At 51.6% G+C, this 14,198-nt stretch carries 13 protein-coding genes; 11 read left to right on the top strand and 2 right to left on the bottom strand.

Going from position 1 to position 14,198, the window contains the following annotated elements:
* Nucleotides 1-3: 3 nt before the first annotated feature.
* Together JW499_RS07000 and map are read right to left on the bottom strand one after the other, a co-directional pair.
* Nucleotides 4-2,694, bottom strand: coding sequence for a [protein-PII] uridylyltransferase (locus tag JW499_RS07000; protein WP_205209926.1), 2,691 nt, complete (start codon nucleotides 2,692-2,694; stop codon nucleotides 4-6).
* Nucleotides 2,695-2,717: 23 nt separating this feature from the next.
* Nucleotides 2,718-3,488 carry a type I methionyl aminopeptidase gene (gene map / locus JW499_RS06995; RefSeq protein ID WP_205209925.1) on the bottom strand — a complete coding sequence of 257 codons (771 nt, stop codon included), beginning with the start codon at nucleotides 3,486-3,488 and terminating at the stop codon, nucleotides 2,718-2,720.
* A 291-nt stretch (nucleotides 3,489-3,779) separates the two neighbouring features.
* Between map and rpsB the strand changes: the two genes are divergently transcribed.
* The 11 genes from rpsB to fabZ all read left to right on the top strand — a co-directional run bounded on the left by rpsB (nucleotide 3,780) and on the right by fabZ (nucleotide 14,196).
* Nucleotides 3,780-4,517 (top strand): 30S ribosomal protein S2, encoded by a 738-nt coding sequence (rpsB, locus tag JW499_RS06990; protein WP_205209924.1) that lies wholly within the window; start codon nucleotides 3,780-3,782, stop codon nucleotides 4,515-4,517.
* 110 nt (nucleotides 4,518-4,627) lie between these two features.
* A complete protein-coding gene (tsf, locus tag JW499_RS06985; protein WP_205209923.1) occupies nucleotides 4,628-5,488 on the top strand; it encodes a translation elongation factor Ts in 861 nt (286 codons plus the stop codon).
* A gap of 98 nt (nucleotides 5,489-5,586) precedes the next feature.
* Complete coding sequence (pyrH, locus tag JW499_RS06980) at nucleotides 5,587-6,345, top strand: UMP kinase (protein WP_091360617.1); 759 nt, start codon at nucleotides 5,587-5,589, stop codon at nucleotides 6,343-6,345.
* Nucleotides 6,335-6,892 (top strand): ribosome recycling factor, encoded by a 558-nt coding sequence (gene frr, locus JW499_RS06975; RefSeq protein WP_205209922.1) that lies wholly within the window; start codon nucleotides 6,335-6,337, stop codon nucleotides 6,890-6,892. The genes pyrH and frr overlap by 11 nt, the downstream gene beginning before the upstream one ends.
* 46 nt (nucleotides 6,893-6,938) lie before the next feature.
* Nucleotides 6,939-7,700 carry a polyprenyl diphosphate synthase gene (gene uppS, locus JW499_RS06970; RefSeq protein WP_205209921.1) on the top strand — a complete coding sequence of 254 codons (762 nt, stop codon included), beginning with the start codon at nucleotides 6,939-6,941 and terminating at the stop codon, nucleotides 7,698-7,700.
* A complete protein-coding gene (locus JW499_RS06965) occupies nucleotides 7,693-8,505 on the top strand; it encodes a phosphatidate cytidylyltransferase (RefSeq protein ID WP_205209920.1) in 813 nt (270 codons plus the stop codon). The genes uppS and JW499_RS06965 overlap by 8 nt, the downstream gene beginning before the upstream one ends.
* A 12-nt stretch (nucleotides 8,506-8,517) precedes the next feature.
* Complete coding sequence (rseP, locus tag JW499_RS06960) at nucleotides 8,518-9,870, top strand: sigma E protease regulator RseP (protein WP_205210012.1); 1,353 nt, start codon at nucleotides 8,518-8,520, stop codon at nucleotides 9,868-9,870.
* Between the two features lie 28 nt (nucleotides 9,871-9,898).
* A complete protein-coding gene (gene bamA / locus JW499_RS06955; RefSeq protein WP_205209919.1) occupies nucleotides 9,899-12,205 on the top strand; it encodes an outer membrane protein assembly factor BamA in 2,307 nt (768 codons plus the stop codon).
* A gap of 11 nt (nucleotides 12,206-12,216) precedes the next feature.
* The gene (locus tag JW499_RS06950) at nucleotides 12,217-12,708 is read left to right on the top strand and encodes an OmpH/Skp family outer membrane protein (protein ID WP_205209918.1); all 492 of its coding nucleotides are present in this window, start codon (nucleotides 12,217-12,219) and stop codon (nucleotides 12,706-12,708) included.
* Nucleotides 12,709-12,715: 7 nt separating this feature from the next.
* Complete coding sequence (lpxD, locus tag JW499_RS06945) at nucleotides 12,716-13,759, top strand: UDP-3-O-(3-hydroxymyristoyl)glucosamine N-acyltransferase (RefSeq protein WP_205209917.1); 1,044 nt, start codon at nucleotides 12,716-12,718, stop codon at nucleotides 13,757-13,759.
* Entirely contained in the window at nucleotides 13,756-14,196 is a 441-nt protein-coding gene (gene fabZ, locus JW499_RS06940) for a 3-hydroxyacyl-ACP dehydratase FabZ (RefSeq protein ID WP_205209916.1), read from the top strand. Before lpxD ends, fabZ begins: the two co-directional genes overlap by 4 nt.
* The last annotated feature ends 2 nt before the right edge of the window (nucleotides 14,197-14,198 follow it).

The raw sequence follows: 14,198 nt of genomic DNA, 5'->3' as shown, positions 1-14,198 counted from the left end.
TCATCAGGCGGACTTACTGTACTCGTCAAGTTGCTGACAGATGGTCTGCTGAAGCTTCATGCAGACCTCAGGGTCGCTGATAGGCCGGCCCTGATCGTCGCTGATAAAGAAAAAGTCTTCTACCCGTTCGCCGATACTGGCGATCTTGGCTTTGCGTACCGAGATGCCGAAATCAACAAAGATGCCTCCCAGTCGGGCCAGCAGTCCGGGGCGGTCTGGTGTGATAATCTCCAGAGTGGTCAGTTGAGTGGCCGGGTCGGTGCTCATGTTGACCTGGGTGGGATAGGCAAACAGTTTCATCTGTCGTGGAATGCGACGCTGAATGATGGCTGGGAAATCGTCGGGGTCATCCAGCTCTTCCACCAGGTGGTTGCGGATCTGTTCCAGAAAGGCTTCGTCATCCGGCAATGGCAGGTTATCTTCTGCCAGCACGGTATAGGTGTTGAGTGCCTGATTGTTGTCGGCCACCATAATGCGTGCATCCTGGATGTTCAGGTTGAGCTGGTCCAGGGCCGAGGCGGCGGCGGCAAACAGGCTGGGCAGGTCTGGCATATAGACAAAGATCTCCGTGGCCCCTTCGAAAGCCCGGTAGGAGGTTTTGCGGATCATGACCAGTGGCAGATCAGAGTCTCCGTGCTCCAGTATGCCCTGGGTTTGCCAGGCAATATGCTGTGGCTGTTCGCGCAGGAAGTAATCGTCGCCGAGGAGATTCCAGAACTCGATGACCTCCTGCTCGTTGAAGCCTTTGCGCTGCATAATCGCCAGGGCTTCATTCTGAATCTGCTCGACCCGGTCATCTTTATTAACCGGGTTTTCCAGTCCCCGGCGGAGTGCGCGTTTGGTTTCGGTATACAGCTGACGCATCAGGGTTGCCCGCCAGCTGTTCCAGAGGCTGTGGTTGGTGGCGTTGATGTCGGCCACCGTCAGGATGTAGAGATAATCCAGGTGGGCGATATCCCGTACCTGTTTAGCAAAGTGCAGAATCACATCCGGGTCAGAGATATCTTTGCGCTGCGCAGTCATCGACATCAGCAGGTGGTTGCGCACCAGCCATTGCACCATATGGGTATCCCATTTACCCAGATGGTGCCGCAGACAGAACGCTATGACGTCTTCCGCGCCCAGCTCTGAGTGGTCGCCGCCACGCCCTTTGGCGATATCGTGGTAAAGCCCGGCAATGTAGATCAGCTCCAGCTTGGGCAACTGATTGATGATGCGGTAAGCGATCGGGAACTTCTCCCGCTGATCCTTGTGACGGAACTTGCGGATCTTCTGGATCACTTTCAGGGTGTGGGCATCGACTGTATAGATATGAAACAGGTCGTGTTGCATCTGCCCGACGATATCACCAAATTCAGGCAGGTAGAGACCGAGAATACCAAACCGGTTCATCCGCTTAAGTTCGGTAGAGACCCCTTTATCCTGCTTTAACAGTTCCATAAACAGGGAGGTGTTGCGAATATCGTTACGGAACTCGTCGTCGATCCGGTGCCGGTTGTTGCGGATCAGACGGATGGTGGATGCCCGCACCCCTTTGATCTCAGGGTTTTGCGCCAGCAGTACAAACATTTCCAGCATCGCGAACGGGTGGTGTTCAAAAACTGACTCATAGGCGACCCGGATAAAACCGTTGTGCAGGTTGAAGCGGTTATTCAGTGGTTCGATAACCTGCTCCTCTTCACGGCGCAGAATGACCTCATCAAAATACTGCAGCAGCATGCCGTTGAACTCGGACATCGCCTTAGCCACCCGGTAGTACTTGCTCATGAACTGCTCAACGGCCAGTGCGCCGCTCTGATCGGTATAGCCAAACAGGTCCGCGAGGCTGCGCTGGTGATCGAACAGCAGCCGGTCTTCGCGGCGCTGGCAGAGCATATGCAGGGCGTAGCGTACCGTCCAGAGGTAAAGTTCACCCTTGTTCAGAGTGTCCAGCTCCAGCTCGGTGAGAAAGCCGTGGTCCACCAGATCCCGTATATAGGTTGCACCAAAGTGGCGTTTTGCCACCCAGCCGATAGTCTGCAGATCCCGTAATCCTCCGGGGGAGTTTTTCAGGTTGGGTTCCAGGTTGTACTCGGTATCGTTGGTTTTGTCGTGCCGGCTGTTTTGTTCATTCACCTTGGCGAGGAAGAACTCTTTATCGGTCCATGCGCCTTCTGACGTTACCCGCAGGTACATCTGAATATGCAGATCGGCATTGCCGACCAGCGGGCGCGATTCGATCAGATTGGTCGCGATAGTGATATCGCTTTGGGCTTCGTTGTAGCATTCGTCAAGGGTGCGGACGCTGGAACCGATGTCGAGATTGATATCCCATAGCAGGGTGAGAAAGCGGCTGATACTGTCCTGTACTTCACTGTCACTGATGTTATCCAGCAGAATCAGAATATCCACATCGGAGCGGGGGTGCAGTTCGCCCCGGCCATAACCACCGACGGCCATCAGGCAGATATGTTTGTCGTCTGGCCAGTCAAACAGTTGCCAGGCCTGCAGTAGCAACTGATCGATCAGCCAGGCGCGACCATAGATCAGCTTGCGAATATCCTCGCCTTCCCGGAAGCGGGCGTCCATCTTCTCCTGGGCCGCTTTCAGTGCGTCTTTAAAAACCGGTATCGGGGAGTTTGATTGCGCCAGGGCAGCGCTAAACTCGCTGGCAGAGAAGAGCGTTTCATCGGCAGCAAAAGCGGTATGCGACATGGAGAGCCCTCGGCAGCGCCAGATTAGAAAGTTTCATCCTTACGTCTGGTTAATGTTTCATAACCATCAGCGGTGACCAGAATAGTATGTTCCCATTGTGCCGACAGGCGTTTGTCGACGGTTTCGACTGTCCAGCCGTCCCGTTTTAGCAATTTAACGTGGCGTTTGCCAGCATTGATCATCGGTTCAATGGTAAAGCACATTCCCTCCTGCAGTTCGACGCCGGTGCCTGGGTTACCATAATGCACCACTTGCGGGTCTTCGTGAAAACCGATGCCGATGCCGTGGCCACAGTATTCCCGTACCACTGAATAGTGATTGGCTTCGGCGTATTGCTGGATCACATGGCCTATATCGCCCAGGCGGGCGCCGGGTTTGACCAGGGCCATCCCTTTATACAGGCATTCCTGAGTGATTTCGCACAGCCGTTGTGCATGGAGAGGAACATTGCCGACATAGAACATCTGGCTGGTGTCGCCGTGGTAGCCATCTTTAATCACGGTGACATCGATATTGATAATGTCACCGTTTTTGAGTGGCTTGTCATTCGGAATACCGTGACAGACAACGTGGTTGACCGAGGTGCAGATCGACTTGGGAAAGCCGTGGTAGTTGAGCGGAGCCGGGATTACCTGCTGCTCGTTGACCATATAGTTATGGCAGATGGTATTCAGTTCTTCTGTGGTTACGCCTGGCTTGACAAAGGGGGCGATCATTTCCAGGACTTCTGCAGCCAGACGTCCTGCGACGCGCATTTTTTCGATCTCTTCCGGCGTTTTAATCGTGATACTCATATAAACCCTTATATTTGTAAGCCTTTGGGGCGTAAGAAGATATCAGTGGATTGTAGCGAATTTACCGACCAAGAACAAAACACTGCGAATAAATAGATTGTAATTCATACTTCAAAACAGGGGGCGTTTATGGTATAAAATCGCGCTCGAAATTTGAGTTTCTGAATCCGCAGGGTTTGCAAACGCAGGTTTCATAAATCCACACATGTTACCGACACATCCCCTTGGGTGCCGCTTGCGGTTGGGGGCTGGGGTGCATGGACGTCTAACCCTGATACTTAGGAAAATATAATGGCAAAAGTTACAATGCGTGACCTGCTTAAAGCAGGTGTTCACTTCGGTCACCAGACCCGTTACTGGAATCCGAAAATGGGTAAATACATTTTTGGTGCCCGTAACAAGATTCATATCATCAACCTGGAACACACCCTGCCAGCACTGAATGGTGCGCTGGATGTTGTTAAAGGCATGGCTGTCAACAAGAACAAAATTCTGTTCGTTGGTACTAAGCGTGCTGCCAGCAAGACCATCAAAGAAGAAGCAATTCGTGCGAATATGCCGTACGTTAACCACCGCTGGTTGGGTGGTATGCTGACTAACTACAAGACTATCCGTCAGTCTATCCGTCGTTTCCGTGATCTTGAAGCACAGAGCCAGGATGGTACTTTCGCTCAGCTGACCAAGAAAGAAGCGCTGATGCGTCAGCGTGAGATGGAAAAGCTGGAGCTGTCTATCGGTGGTATTAAGGATATGGGTGGTCTGCCAGACGCGCTGTTTGTGGTTGACGTTGATCACGAACGCATCGCTATCAATGAAGCTAACAAGCTGGGTATCCCTGTCATTGGTATCGTTGATACTAACAGCAACCCTGATGGTGTTGACTACGTTATTCCGGGTAACGACGATGCCCTGCGTGCAATTCAGATCTACGTTAAAGCGGTTGCTGATGCATGCTCTGAAGGCGCGGAAGTTAATGCTGGTGACAAGAGCGAATTCGTTGAAGTTGAAGACGACGCTGCTGCTGAGTAATCAGACTGTCAAGCGGTTTGGATAGACTATTCAGACACGCGGGAGGGGGAGCTGAGTTGCTCCCCTTTTTTTGAATTTGAATCAATAGATTGTTAATGGGGTAAAACCAAATGGCAAACTTCTCCGCTAAGCAGGTAAAAGAACTGCGCGATCGTACCGGTCTGGGTATGATGGAGTGTAAGAAAGCGCTGGCTGCTGCTGATGGCGATGTGGATAAGGCGATCGAAGAGCTGCGCAAAGCATCAGGTATGAAAGCGGCTAAAAAGGCTGGTCGTACTGCAGCTGAGGGTGTTGTTGCGGTTAAAGTTGCTGATGACAGCAGCTATGCCGTTGCAGTTGAAGTTAACTCTGAAACTGACTTTGCAGCCCGTGATGACAACTTCCTGGCCTTCACTCAAACGGTTCTGGAAAAGGCTTTTGCTGATAAGCAGACAGACGTTGCCGCACTGATGGCTGGTGAGCTGACTGATGTTCGTGATGCGCTGGTGCAGAAGATCGGTGAGAATATCGGTGTACGTCGTGCCTTCATTGTTGAAGGTGAAACAGTAGCAGCTTACGTTCATGGTACGGGTACCCTGGCGGCAATTGTTGCTCTGAACGGTGGCGATGCTGAGCTGGCTAAAGATGTCGCAATGCATGTGACTGCGGTTAACCCTCAAGTGGTTAGCAAAGAAGATATGCCTGCTGAAGTGGTTGCGAAAGAGAAAGAGATCATTCTGGCTCAGCCTGATATGGCCAGCAAGCCTGCAGAGATCGCAGAAAAGATGGTTGTTGGGCGTATCAACAAGTTCCTGGCTGAAAACAGCCTGGTTGAACAGCCATTCGTTAAAAACCCCGATGTTAAAGTGGGTCAGCTGGTTAAGGATGCGGGCGCTTCTGTTGCATCTTTCATCCGCATTGCAGTAGGTGAAGGTGTCGAGGTCGAGCATAAAGACTTCGCTGCTGAAGTTGCTGAGCAGTTGAAAGGTTAAACACTGATCCTGCGCAGATTGCGCGCCTGTTCTGGGTGCGCAATCTATTTCTTTCTTGTTACACTGGTGCGAACTCAGTCCGGGTGGAGACGATACCGATGCCTGCCTCAAATAAACATTCCAAATACAAACGTATACTGCTCAAATTAAGTGGCGAAGCCCTGATGGGTGAAGCAAATTTCGGCATCGATCCTAAGGTGCTGAACCGGATGGCGCTGGAGATAGGTCAACTGGTCGGTATAGGTGTTCAGGTCGGTATGGTTATTGGTGGTGGTAACCTGTTCCGTGGTGCAGCGCTGAGTGCAGCGGGCCTTGACCGGGTGACCGGAGACCACATGGGGATGCTGGCAACGGTGATGAATGCATTAGCGATGCGTGATGCCCTGGAACGTTGTAATATTGCTACCCGGGTGATGTCTGCTATACCGATGCGCGGTGTGGTGGATGATTATGATCGCCGTAATGCGGTCCGTTACCTGAATCAGGGTGATGTTGTGATTTTTTCTGCGGGTACCGGTAACCCGTTTTTTACTACTGACTCTGCCGCATGTCTGCGGGGCATCGAGATCGATGCTGATGTGGTAATAAAAGCCACCAAGGTTGATGGTGTGTATACCGCAGATCCAATGAAAGACCCTTCTGCCAAGCGCTATCTGCATCTGACTTTTGATGAAGCGCTGGATAAGCAGCTGGGTGTCATGGATCTGACTGCAATCTGTCTGGCCCGTGACCATGATATGCCGGTCAGGGTTTTCAATATGAACAAACCAGGTGCGTTAGCCAACCTGATTGTTGGTAGCGACGAGGGAACCGTCATCGATAATAATGAGACGGTAGGAGATATATATGCTGAATGAGATCGCTCAGGATGCCCAGAATCGAATGGGTAAAAGTCTGGAAGCTCTGGCCACAAACCTGAAGAAGATCCGAACAGGTCGGGCGCATCCGAGTATTCTGGAAACCGTACATGTGAATTATTACGGTTCAGCTGTGCCGCTGAGTCAGGTAGCCAATATCAGTGTTGAGGATGGTCGGACGCTGTCGATCTCCCCATGGGAGTCCAATCTTGTTCCCGATATTGAAAAGGCGATTATGAAGTCTGATCTGGGCCTGAACCCTTCTACAGCAGGCGCAGTGATTCGTGTGCCAATGCCAGCACTGACCGAAGAAACCCGTAAAGGGTATATCCGTCAGGCACGTCAGGAAGCTGAAAGTGGTCGTGTATCGATTCGTAATATCCGTCGCGATGCCAATGGTGATATTAAAGATCTGCTGAAAGAAAAAGAGATCACTGAAGACGATGCCCGCCGTGGTGAAGATCAGATTCAGAAGCTGACTGATAAATTTATTGCTGAGGTTGACCAACTGCTTCAGGATAAAGAAGCGGACCTGATGGAAATTTAATAGGGAATAGCCGGTGGCTCCTGTAGGGATGTCGCTGGCGTCTGATATGTCGGAAAAATTACAGCTCAGTCTGCCTGTGGGGAAGTCTGTCCCGCGACATATTGCGATCATTATGGATGGCAATAACCGGTGGGCGAAAAAGCATGGAAAAGGTAGTCTGGCGGGTCACCGGGCCGGTGTAGAAAGCGTCCGCAGTGTGGTACAGGGGTGCGCTGAACTGGGCGTGGAAGTGCTGACGCTGTTTGCTTTCAGTAGTGAGAACTGGCAGCGCCCCCCGCTCGAAGTAAAAGGGTTAATGGAGTTATTTGCCCTGGCGCTTGATCGCGAGGTGAAGAAACTTCATAAGCACAATATCCGTTTGCGGGTTATCGGTGATAAGAGTCGCTTCAGCAGTTCGTTGCAGAAGAAGATTGATAAAGCTGAGCTGCTGACCGCTGCTAATACAGGGCTGATCGTCAATGTGGCTGCCAACTACGGGGGACGGTGGGATATTGTTCAGGCGGCGAAACGCTTTGCACAGGGTTGTGTTGACGGGCAGTTTACCCCGGAGCATCTCGATGCCGAGCTGCTTGGCTCGATGGTGTGTCTGAGTGATCTGCCGCCCCCTGATCTGTGTATCCGCACCGCCGGGGAGCAGCGCATCAGTAACTTCCTGATCTGGCAGATGGCTTACAGTGAGTATTTTTTCAGTGATCTGCTGTGGCCTGATTTCGACAAAAATGCTCTGGGTGCTGCGATTCAAAGCTATGCAACCCGGGAGCGTCGCTTTGGTAAAACCAGTGAACAGATAGAGGCTGATAATGCTTAAAGAGAGGGTCTGGACCGCTGTCCTGCTGGCACCGTTGGTTTTGGCGGGGCTTTTCCTCTCCAGCTTTGAAGTGTTTAAACTGTTTGTAGCGGCGATTATTCTTTTGGCTGCCTGGGAGTGGGCTAATCTGTCTGCTCTGGCTGCACCTGCTGTGCGCTTTGCATATACCTCTCTTATTGCAGCCCTGATGGCTACCCTTAATTATTATTCGCCGGATGCACTCTTTGGCGGGGTTCTTCCTGTCGCCGTGATCTTCTGGGGGCTCGCTGCCTACTGGGTTGTGCAATACCCCTCCGCGAAAGGCTGGCAAGCTACCTGGCAGCGGGCGCTGATCGGTATTCTGGTGTTAACCTCCAGCTGGATGGCGCTGGTCAGTCTGCATCATCTACCCAGAGGTGGGGTGTTGTTGCTGATGCTGTTGTTGCTGGTCTGGGGGGCTGATATCGGTGCATATTTCGCCGGTAAAACCTGGGGGCGTGCTAAGCTGGCTCCCAATGTCAGTCCCGGTAAAACCAGGGCGGGTTTGTGGGGCGGGCTGGCCTCCTGTGCCCTGATATCACTCTGTTTTGTTTTCTATCTTGAACTTGATCTGCTAACCGGAGTCTATCTGTTGCTGATGGCGATGATTGCCGGGTTGGCCTCGGTGCTGGGTGATCTGTTTGAAAGTATGCTCAAGCGGCATCGGGGCATTAAAGATAGCAGTCGCTTGCTGCCCGGTCATGGGGGGATACTGGATCGTATCGACAGTATTACCGCAGCTGCACCGGTGTTTGTCGTGGGGCTGCAGCTGTTAGCGATTGGCTGATTCTGAGGAATGATGGAAATTATAAATACGGTACTGGCACTGATTGTTACCCTGGGGATTCTGGTAACCATCCATGAATATGGCCACTTCTGGGTGGCCAGACGTTGTGGCGTCAAAGTTTTACGTTTCTCTGTCGGCTTCGGTAAGCCACTGGTCAGTTGGCGTGATCGTCGCGATACGGAATATGTGATTGCTATGATTCCTCTCGGCGGTTATGTGTCGATGCTGGATGAACGTGAAACCGAAGTTGAGCCTGAACTTCTGGATCAGGCGTTCAATCGCAAACCTGTTCTGCAGCGCATCGCCATCGTGGCGGCAGGCCCTGTGGTCAATCTTCTGTTTGCAGTGATCGTATACTGGGCGATGCTGGTTTCAGGTGTTGAAAAAGTAGCACCCGTCATCGGTAGTATTGCCGCCGGTAGTGTGGCGGAGCGGGCCGGGTTGCAACCGGGCGATGAGATTCTCACCATAGCCGGGCGAAAAATCCATTCCTGGGATGAGATTAATCTGGCGATGGCAACCTATATCGGTGAATCGATATCTGTTCCGTTGACGGCCCGGAAGGGGCTCAGCGGTCAGCCGCAGGGCTATCAGTTGAGCCTGATTGACTGGCATTTTAATCCGGAAACGCAAAGCCCTCTGTCGGCACTGGGTATTCAGCCCTATCGGCCGGTTCATCCTGCTGTTATTGGGCAAGTGGTGGAGGCAGGTGCGGCAGCAAAAGCGGGCCTGCTTGTGGGTGACCGGGTTGTCGCAATTGATAATCAGCCAGTGACTGAGTGGGGGCAACTGGTCGATATTATTCGTGAGAATCCCGGTCGGGCACTTGAACTGGAGCTGCAGCGTGAGGGACAGCGATTCAGTATAACGGTTACTCCGGATGAAAAGTCTGAAGCAGAGGGTGTGGTCGGCTATGTTGGCGCGGGGGTTATGCCGGTTAAATGGCCGCCCGAAATGTTACGTCAGGTGCGTTACGGTGTTGTCGAATCGATTGGCAGAGCGTTTTCACAAACCTGGCAGATGATCAGCCTCACCCTCGATTCAATCTGGAAGATGCTGGAAGGGGTTCTGTCGGTAAAAAACTTGAGTGGACCGATAACCATTGCTAAAGTGGCAGGCGCTTCTGCGGCTTCGGGCGTAGAGGCGTTTGCCGGATTTCTGGCATACCTGAGTATCAGTCTCGGTATTCTTAACCTGTTGCCAATCCCCATGCTGGATGGTGGGCATCTGCTGTATTATTCAGTAGAGCTTCTACGGGGGCGGCCAGTCTCTGAGAAGGTGCAGATGATTGGCTTAAGAATCGGAATGGCAGTTTTGTTTTCGCTTATGGGCGTCGCTATTTTTAATGATCTAATGCGACTTTAAATTTTCTATCCAATATAAGAACCAGTTCATGAAGATCAGAATCGGACTTCTCTTTTCCCTGGCACTGTTTTCAGCGGTTGTTAGTGCGCAATCATTCACTGTGGAAGATGTGCGCCTGGAAGGGCTGCAACGGGTGGAACCCGGCCTGGTGCTGCGAAACCTTGATATCGACTCGGGGCAGAATGTCGATCAGAGCGAGATTGCCGAGGCGACCCGAAGGGTATTTCGCACCGGTTATTTTGATGATATCCGCATCGCCCGTGATGGTAATGTGCTGATCGTCAGGGTTCAGGAGCGTCCCGCTGTCAGTCTGATACGCCTGGAAGGGAATAAGGTGCTTGAAGATGACGCGTTGCTGGAGGGGTTGAAGCAAAACGGCCTGCGTGAGGGCGATGTCTTTAAGCGGGCAACCCTGGAAAAAATTCGTCAGGATCTGCTGCGCATGTATGCGGGACAGGGGCGCTATGGTGCGGCGATAGAAGCAGAGGTAGAGCCACTGTCTGAAAATCGTGTGGCGCTGAATATTGATATCAAGGAAGGCAAGGTAGCGACCATCCAGCATGTCAATATCGTTGGCAATACGGTGTTCAGCGATGAGGAACTGAAAGATGAGTTTTCTCTCAAGCTGCCCGGGTTCTGGGACTTTTTCAGTGACTCTGATAAATACGCGCGGGAAAAACTGGCCGGCGATCTGGAACGTCTGCGTTCCTATTATCTGGATCGGGGCTATATCAACTTTACTATCGATTCCTCTCAGGTTTCGTTGTCACCGGATAAGAAACACGTCTTCATCACGGTCAGTGTGACCGAGGGTGAGAAGTTTTCCGTTGGCGATGTGGCTGTTGCCGGTGATCTGGTGCTGGATGAACAGGAGTTGCTGGATACGATCACCATCGCTAAGGGGGCTACCTTCTCCCGCCGCGAAATGACCGAGTCTCAGGATGCGCTGGTCCGTAAGCTGGGCGATAAAGGCTATCTGTTTGCCAATGTCAGCCCGGTGCCTAAGATTAATGATGATAATACCGTTAATCTGCAGTTTTTTATCGCCCCGGGTAAGCTGACCTATGTGCGCCGCATCTCGATAAAAGGGAATACAAAAACCGCAGATGTGGTAGCCCGCCGCTCCATGTCGCAGATGGAAGGTGGTCTGGTGTCTTCTGCTGCCATCGAACGCTCCAAACAGCGTATTGCGCAGACCGGTTATTTTAAAGATGTAAATGTGGAAACCGCACCGGTACCCGGTACCGATGATCAGGTGGATCTGGAATACAGTGTTATTGAAGACAATACCGGTAACTTCTCTGCCAGTGTCGGTTTCTCCCAGACCAGCGGCGCGATTCTCAACCTGAGTGTCGAGCAGGATAACTTTCTGGGGTCTGGTAACAGTGTCGGCTTTGGTATCACTCAGAGTGATACGATTACCGAATACAAGTTCAGTTATGTCGAGCCTTATTATACCGTTGATGGTGTTAGTCGGGGCTATAACATCTTCTCCCGCGAAACCAACTATGACGAGGAGAACGTCAGTAACTACTCCACCGATACCCTGGGGGCCGGGGTTAACTTCGGTTATCCCATGGATGATTATCAGCGCCTCAACTTCGGTCTGAACTATGAAGGGATCAAAGTTAAGCCTTCGAACGATGTTTCACAGGAAGTAACAGACTATATAGATTTGGAAGGCGACAGCTTTAATATTTTCAACGTCCAGCTTAGCTGGAGTGATAACCATCTGAACCGGAAGATTTTCCCTACCGAGGGGTATTCGCAGAGTGCTTCGATAGAGATAGGCATTCCCGGTAGCGATCTCTCCTACCATAAAGAGCAGTATAAGGGACGCATCTATTACCCATTGAGCGAAGACAACGAGGGGTTGATCGGAGCTGTGCGTGGACGCATCGCCTTCGCCGGAAAACTGGGCGACAACGAATACCCTTTCTTTAAAAACTATTACAGCGGTGGTCTCAGTTCTGTTCGTGGGTTTGACTCCAACTCCCTGGGCCCTCGTGATTCTAAAGATGATCCGTTCGGTGGCAATGTGGCGCTTGATATGAGCGCCGAGCTGATCTTCCCTGTTCCTTTTATAAAAGACTCCAGTTCGATGCGGACACTGTTGTTTGCTGATGCCGGTAATGTCTACCTCACGGAGTGTCCTGTCGGAAATTCAGGTTGTGATAATGGCATCAAACTGGATGAGCTGCGTTTCACTACTGGTTTCGGGTTTAGCTGGCTGACGCCAATCGGGCCGATCTCTATTGCCCTGTCTAAGGCGTTGAATGCTAAAGATACAGATGACGAGCGGTTCTTTGAATTTGCTCTTGGACGAACCTTCTAAGGAGAATGACTATGTTTCGATCACTGATACTTATCGTAGGGCTGGTGTTCAGCTTCAATGCCATGGCTGAAAAAGTGGCGGCCCTCAGTGTGCAGCAGGCTCTTATGAACAGCAAAGCGGCTCAAGCCTATCGTGATAAACTGAGTTCAGAGTTTAGCAGTGAACAGAAACAGTTGTCAGACCTCAAAGCCCAGGTAAAAAAGATTCAGGATGAGATCAAAAAGGGCCAGGATACTCAGTCGAAAGAGGTGCAGGATCAGCAGCGGGTACAGTTTCAGAAAGCCTATGGTGAATACCAGCGCCTGGGGCAGGCGCTGCAGCAGAAGCAGCGTCAGCGTGACGAAGAGTTCCTGAAACAGATGCGGCCGAAACTGGATGCTGTGATTGATGATCTGATTGGGTCAGGGGACTATGATATGATCGTCAGCAAAGAGGCTACTTACTATGTCAAGCCAGAGCTGGATATTACCGCCAAGGTTGTAGAGCTGCTGGATAAGCAGTAAGCGGTCGATGGTTCATCCTCCTTTTACCGTATCGCAACTGGCCATTCTGTTAGAGGCTGAGCCTGTTGACTCTGATCGCCTGATCGAAGGCATAGGAACACTGCAATCGGCAACAGAGCATCAGCTGTCATTTTTACACAGTGGTCGTTATCAGCATCAGCTCTCTGCTTGCAGGGCTGGTGCTGTGTTGGTGCGGGCTGAGCATCGTGATGCTGTGGCCGGTATTGCGCTGGTAGTTGCCGACCCATATATAGCCTATGCCAGAGCCACTGCGCTGTTTTGTGGCCTGTCAGAGACCGGCAGCGGAATTAGTCCTGCGGCGCAGATCAGTCCTACTGCGTTGCTGGGTGATCACCTGACCATCGGCGCAAATGCGGTTATCGCCGACGGTGCGCAGATCGGTTCTGGAGTGGCGATTGGTGCAAATAGTGTCATCGGTAGCAACTGCGTGATCGGAGAGAATACCCGTATTGCAGCCAATGTGACCCTCTATCATGAGGTCCGGCTAGGTGCGTCGTGTGTGATCCACAGTGGTGCAGTGATCGGTGCCGATGGTTTCGGTTTTGCCAGCGATAATGGCGAATGGATTAAGATTTATCAGTTGGGCAGTGTTCGAGTGGGTGACCGGGTCGAAATTGGTGCCGGCACGACAGTCGACCGGGGCGCGCTGGATGATACGGTGATTGGTGATGGCGTGATACTGGATAACCAGATACAGGTCGGTCACAACGTCAATATCGGCGATAATACGGCAATTGCCGCCTGTACAGCGATCGCAGGTAGCGCCCGGATAGGGAAAAATTGTACTATCGCTGGTGGTGTTGGCATTGCCGGGCATTTGACGATCGCTGATGGTACCCATATCACGGCGATGACACTGGTCAGTAAATCTATATTGCAGCCGGGTGTCTTCTCTTCCGGTACGGTGATGGAACCCCATCAGCAATGGAAACGTAATGTGGTGAGATTTCGTCAGTTGGATGAACTGTCTCGTCGGGTTAAGTGTTTAGAAAATATTGTAAAGCAGCATACTGAAGGTCAGCCTGAATGATGATGGATGTAAAAGAGATCCGCAAATATTTACCTCACCGTTACCCTTTCCTCCTGGTAGACCGGGTGGTGGAGTTGGTACCTGGTGAATCGATCGTCGCTTATAAGAACGTTACCGTGAATGAAGACTTCTTTAATGGTCACTTCCCGGACCACCCGGTCATGCCGGGGGTGCTTATCGTTGAAGCGATGGCGCAGGCTGCCGGAATTCTCGGCTTTAAAACCATGGATAAAACCCCGCAGGATGGATCAATATACTATTTTGTTGGTTCCGATAAGGTCCGCTTCAAGCGGCCGGTAGTGCCAGGTGACAGACTGCAGCTGGAAGCTACCATCGTTTCTGAAAAGCGGGGTATCTGGAAATTCGATGTTCGTGCTACAGTTGATGGAGAGCTGGCAAGCTCAGCAACTATTCTTTGTGCAGATAGAAAGGTTTAAAG

The organism is Amphritea pacifica, from assembly GCF_016924145.1.
In the GTDB taxonomy this organism is placed as follows: Bacteria; Pseudomonadota; Gammaproteobacteria; order Pseudomonadales; family Balneatricaceae; genus Amphritea; species Amphritea pacifica.
Note: the sequence above shows the minus strand (reverse complement) of the source record. Positions and strands in the feature narration are given on the sequence as shown.